The following is a 4,872-nucleotide window of genomic DNA, read 5'->3' on the forward strand; positions in this document are numbered from 1 at the left end:
CCGTCTTCGAACAGCGCTTGAGCGCTATGTGGGCATGCGCCAGGATTGGATACAAGTATCATGGCCCCGCCGACGATTATCGAATTTCGTTACCTACATGCAGGCGCGCGGCGCCGAGACCATCCCCACGCGCTGGCAATGAAGTGGGTGACGTTGATCGGCCGACAACCAAGTTGGTCCATCCGCATGACCGATGTGCGCTGCTTCGCTCAGCACCTCGCTCATTTGGACGCGCCTTTCATCGGCGCATTTCTGGATGACCTCGAAACACTGCGATCCGTCTCAGTGAGAACCCGGAACCTCCGCCTCACAGCCATTCGGTTTTTCTTCCGATACTCGTCTTTCGAGGAGCCGGCCCATAGCGCTCAAATTCAACGCGTGCTCGCGAGCAAGCGATGTGACAAGCGACAGCTTCAGTTTCTTACCAGGCCGGAAATTGAAGCGATCCTGGCCTGTCCGGATCGCAACACATGGCTGGGACGGCGTGATCACACTCTGCTGTTGCTGGCCGCGCAAACGGGCTTGCGGGTCTCGGAGATCATCGATCTCGACCGGGACTCGGTCATGCTGGGGCACGATGCCCACGTGCGATGCGTTGGCAAGGCCGCAACGAAGTACGCCGCTCACCAAGGTTGCGCAGCAAGCGTTCGGGGCTGGCTCAACGAGCCCAGGAAACGGCGCGCAACGGCTCTCTTTCCGAACATGCACGGCCGCAGGCTGAGCGCCGACGGCGTGCAGGCGCTGCTGAACAAACATGTCGCTAAGGCTCGCGAACACTGCGTCACCCTCCGCTCGAAGCGGGTGTCGCCTCATGTTTTGAGGCACAGCGCTGCGATGGAGCTGCTGCAGGCGGGCGTCGATTGTTCGGCCATCGCCCTATGGCTGGGCCATGAGGCGATGGAAACGACGCTGACCTATCTTCACGCACATCTTGAGCTGAAGGAATCCGAACTTGCCAAGCTGAAGCCATACGAACGCGCAAAGGCCGAACGATTTCGGCCGAATGACCGACTTCTTGAATTCCTGAACGCCCTTTGAGCACGAGAACTATGCCGAGTGTCAACAACCGGTTCTCGGTCGAAATGGCGGGCAAAGTGCTTCATACCGCCATGATCGTAAGAGGCGCTCGGCATAGTTTGGCGGTCGGCAGCGCTTCACCTTCCACTTCACGCCGCGGACCTCATGCTCGTGGCTCAATGCCGTCGAGGGCTTGTTCGCCAAACTATCCAAGCGTCGTCTCAAGCGAGGCGCTGTTCGGATGGCCGTTGACGATCCTGGTGAGTACGTCGGCGAGATAGCCGAGTGGCTCGACGCCATTGAGTTTGCAGGTTTGCAGCAATGTTGAAGCATTTGAAGGGGATTGGCCCGGAATCGCCGGTGTCCTGTGGTCGGAGGGATTGTTCCGAAGCTTTTCCAACCGACGGCAGGCGGGCCGCGAACTTGATCGACTCGAACTCACGCTTCAGCAGATCAAGTCCGTGGAGGCTGAGCGAGATGCTATGCTCAGCCCGTCGTCCGAAGGCACGCCAGCGCCAGGAGGGGCGAAGAGCAGCCCCTTGATCCGATTGACGTGCTCGACCCGCTCCGCTGTCAACGTCTTGCGTTCGCGGCAGATTCGGCGGCGATCCTCCTCCTGTGGGGTCGGTGCTCGAACCATCGCGCACACCCGCAGCTCGCCTCGCTTATACGCCAGCAACGCGCGCACCAGAGCTTCCCCGTCGATCTTGTCAGTCTTCGCCCGTCGACGCCGGCGCAACGTCGCGATTGATGCGACGGCAACGACGTGGCTTTCGACCCGTCCGTCCTGCAGCAAGCGGTGGATCCAAAAGTCGTCGAGGCCCGCCTCTTGAATCACGATGATTGGAACGCCCTGCCCCCTTCGGGCCTGCACCTTGTCTTTGAGCTGAGAGAACCGTGCCCATAGTCCAGCGACGTCACGTATCCCACGGTGACGGCCGCCTTGCTGAGGTAGGCTGAAGGCTGCAAGTCCTAGTGCAAGCACTAGGAGTAGCCCTATGACGAAGCATCAGATCGAGGTGATCACATCGGTCGAGCGGCGTCGGCGCTGGTCTCGCGAGGAGAAGGAGCGGCTGGTCGCGGCGACGTTTGAGCCTGTAGCCAGTGTTTCGGAGATTGCACGGTCGGCCGGCATCCATGTGAGCCAGCTTTTCCGGTGACGCAAGGAGCTCTGCCAGATCTCCGCGCCGTCCGTGCCGCAGCTCGTTCCCATGAAAGTCGTCGAGGTGCTGCCAGCGCCGCAACCGCCGGCGACGCCATCGCCGATCTCCCGGCCGCGCAAGAAGAGCAGCATGGTGACGATCGAGCTTGGCGGCGCCCGCCGCCTGCGGGTCGAGAGTGATATCGACAGCGAGGCGCTCGGCCGGATCCTCGATGTTCTGGAGCGGCGATGATCCCGGTTCCGCGCGGTGTGAAGGTGTGGCTCGCCACTGGCTATACGGATATGCGGAAAGGTTTTCCGGGTCTTTCGCTGATGGTGCAGGAGACCTTGAAGCGCGATCCGCACAGCGGCCATCTGTTCTGTTTCCGCGGGCGGCAGGGTGGCCTGATCAAGGTGATCTGGCACGACGGGCAGGGTGCTTGCCTATTCATGAAGAAGCTTGAGCGCGGCCGCTTCATCTGGCCATCGGCGGCCGACGGCACGGTGGTGATCACGCCTGCACAGCTCGGCTATTTGCTCGAAGGCATCGACTGGCGGATGCCGCAAAAAACCTGGCGTCCAAGCTCGGCGGGATGAGCAAAACCGCCGGCATGGCGGGAGCGAATATGATTCCATCGCGCCATGACCGATGCGGCCGATCAGCTTCCTGACGATCTTGTCAGCGCGCACGTTATGATCCTGGCCGAGCGTGCGGCCCGCCGGGAGGCACAAGCACTCGCCGCTCGCGCGCAGGCCATGAGCTCGCACTCGGATGCGCTGATCGCGCGGCTCAGGCTGGAGATCGAGAAGCTGAAGCGCGAGATCCATGGCAGTCGCTCGGAGCGGAAAGCCCGGCTTCTCGAACAAATGGAGTTGCAGCTCGAGGAACTGGAAGCCGACGCCGGCGAAGACGAGCTGGCGGCGGAACTGGCGGCACGGTCATCGACGGTCAGGGCCTTCGAGCGCAAGCGCCCGTCGCGCAAGCCCTTTCCCGACCATCTGCCGCGTGAGCGCGTGGTCATCGCCGCACCGTCAAACTCCCCGTACTGTGGTTCGGCCAAGCTGGCAAAGCTTGGCGAGGATATCACCGAGACGCTGGAGGTGATCCCGCGCCAGTGGAAGGTGATCCAGACTGTGCGCGAGAAGTTCTCTTGCCGTGAATGCGAGAAGATCGCGCAGCCGCCGGCTCCCTTCCATGTGACGCCGCGCGGCTTCGCCGGGCCAAATCTCCTCGCCATGATCCTGTTCGAGAAGTTCGCTCAGCATCAACCGCTGAACCGGCAAAGTGAGCGCTATGCCCGCGAGGGCATCGACCTCAGCCTCTCGACACTGGCCGACTAGGTCGGAGCTTGTGCCGCGACACTGAAGCCGGTGCATGCGCTGATCGAAACGCATGTGCTTGCCGCCGAACGTCTGCATGGTGACGACACCACCGTGCCGATCCTGGCACGCGGCAAGACCGATACGGGCGCATTTGGACTTACGTCAGGGATGATCGGCCCTTCGGTGGGCAGTCGCCGCCGGCGGCGCTCTATTATGCCTCGCGCGATCGGCGGCAGGAACATCCCGAGCGTCATCTGAAGAGCTTCAGCGGCATTCTGCAGGCCGACGCCTATAGCGGCTACAACCCGCTGTTCAGGGCAGACCGTGACCCCGGTCCGCTGACCCAGGCGCTGTGTTGGGCGCATGCGCGCCGCAAATTCTTCGTGCTTGCCGACATCGCCGCCAATGCCAAACGCGGCAAGAACGCCGCCCTGATCTCACCGATTGCGCTTGAGGCCGTCAAGCGCATCGACGCCCTGTTTGACATCGAGCGCGGGATCAACGGGCTTGCCGCCCACGAACGGCTGCAGCGACGCCGGCAGGAAAGCCGTCTTCTCGCCACCGAACTTGAGGCCTGGCTGCGAACTGAGAGGGCCAAACTGTCGCGCAGTTCTCCGGTTGCCGAGCCTATCGACTACATACTGAAGCGCTGGGATGGCTTCACGTCCTTCCTCGGCGACGGCCGGATTTGTCTCACCAACAACGCCGCCGAACGGGCGTTGCGTGGTTTTGCTCTCGGCAGGAAAGCTTGGTTGTTTGCAGGCTCCGATCGCGGCGCTGATCGGGCCGCCTTCATGGCAACCCTGATCACCACCGCAAAGCTCAACGACGTCGACCCGCAGGCCTGGCTGGCCGATGTTCTCGCCCACATCGCCGACATGCCGATCTCCAGGCTGGAGCAATTGCTCCCCTGGAATTGGGTGGCATCGTCAGTAAAAGCCGTTGCTGCGTAGGCTCTGATGGCTCACAAAACCGACAGAGATCAGGCTGACGAAAACCGAGCTCTTGTTCGCGATGTATTGCTTCGCGATTGGGATCCGATCGGCATATCTGGCATTCCCGAAGCTAAGGACGAATATGACGACTATGCCGACGTCGTGCTCGGGATGCTGATCCACGAAAACGCGACGGCAAAAGACATCGCCGGCTATCTCTTCAAAATCGCCACAGAGGATATGGCGCTGTCCGATCGCAAGATGGCGAAGCTGTGCGATAGAGCCGCAGAACTAGTCGTGCCGCTCCGATCAAACTTTTAGGAACAGGCTTGAGCTAACTGCGGTCTTCACCGGATGGGTACGACGTCACCGCTGCGAACCGTATGCTTCGACATCTTTTCACCGCCCCGGCGACAGCGATGTAATCAGCCAGGTCGATCGACTAAGTTCCAGCAT

General features: G+C 61.5%; 5 protein-coding genes and 4 pseudogenes. 7 read left to right on the plus strand and 2 right to left on the minus strand.

Going from position 1 to position 4,872, the window contains the following annotated elements; genetic code table 11:
* Window positions 1-60 precede the first annotated feature (60 nt).
* Both NKI38_RS33095 and NKI38_RS33620 read left to right on the plus strand, forming a co-directional pair.
* Complete coding sequence (locus NKI38_RS33095; RefSeq protein ID WP_352665048.1) at window positions 61-1,038, plus strand: tyrosine-type recombinase/integrase; 978 nt, start codon at window positions 61-63, stop codon at window positions 1,036-1,038.
* A 109-nt stretch (window positions 1,039-1,147) separates the two neighbouring features.
* Window positions 1,148-1,270, plus strand: a pseudogene (locus NKI38_RS33620) (IS630 family transposase); the annotation flags it as partial.
* On the opposite strand, the pseudogene NKI38_RS33100 reads toward NKI38_RS33620, so the two are convergent.
* Both NKI38_RS33100 and NKI38_RS33105 read right to left on the minus strand, forming a co-directional pair.
* Window positions 1,223-1,345, minus strand: a pseudogene (locus NKI38_RS33100) (transposase domain-containing protein); the annotation flags it as partial. The pseudogenes NKI38_RS33620 and NKI38_RS33100 sit on opposite strands and share 48 nt — an antisense overlap.
* 195 nt (window positions 1,346-1,540) lie before the next feature.
* Window positions 1,541-2,017 (minus strand): annotated as a pseudogene (locus NKI38_RS33105) (IS110 family transposase); the annotation flags it as partial.
* Between NKI38_RS33105 and NKI38_RS33110 the strand changes: the two are divergent.
* From NKI38_RS33110 to NKI38_RS33135, 5 genes and pseudogenes are all read left to right on the plus strand, one after another.
* Window positions 2,016-2,177 carry a transposase gene (locus tag NKI38_RS33110; protein ID WP_352665050.1) on the plus strand — a complete coding sequence of 54 codons (162 nt, stop codon included), beginning with the start codon at window positions 2,016-2,018 and terminating at the stop codon, window positions 2,175-2,177. The pseudogene NKI38_RS33105 and the gene NKI38_RS33110 overlap by 2 nt on opposite strands.
* 51 nt (window positions 2,178-2,228) lie before the next feature.
* Window positions 2,229-2,411, plus strand: a complete 183-nt coding sequence (locus NKI38_RS33115; protein ID WP_352665052.1) for a hypothetical protein — start codon at window positions 2,229-2,231, stop codon at window positions 2,409-2,411.
* The gene (tnpB, locus tag NKI38_RS33120) at window positions 2,408-2,755 is read left to right on the plus strand and encodes an IS66 family insertion sequence element accessory protein TnpB (RefSeq protein ID WP_352665054.1); all 348 of its coding nucleotides are present in this window, start codon (window positions 2,408-2,410) and stop codon (window positions 2,753-2,755) included. Before NKI38_RS33115 ends, tnpB begins: the two co-directional genes overlap by 4 nt.
* 159 nt (window positions 2,756-2,914) lie before the next feature.
* Window positions 2,915-4,434: pseudogene (gene tnpC / locus NKI38_RS33125) on the plus strand (IS66 family transposase).
* A gap of 6 nt (window positions 4,435-4,440) precedes the next feature.
* Complete coding sequence (locus tag NKI38_RS33135; RefSeq protein WP_352665056.1) at window positions 4,441-4,737, plus strand: hypothetical protein; 297 nt, start codon at window positions 4,441-4,443, stop codon at window positions 4,735-4,737.
* Window positions 4,738-4,872 lie beyond the last annotated feature (135 nt).

Source organism: Mesorhizobium sp. M0621, assembly GCF_040320745.1.
Lineage (GTDB): Bacteria > Pseudomonadota > Alphaproteobacteria > Rhizobiales > Rhizobiaceae > Mesorhizobium.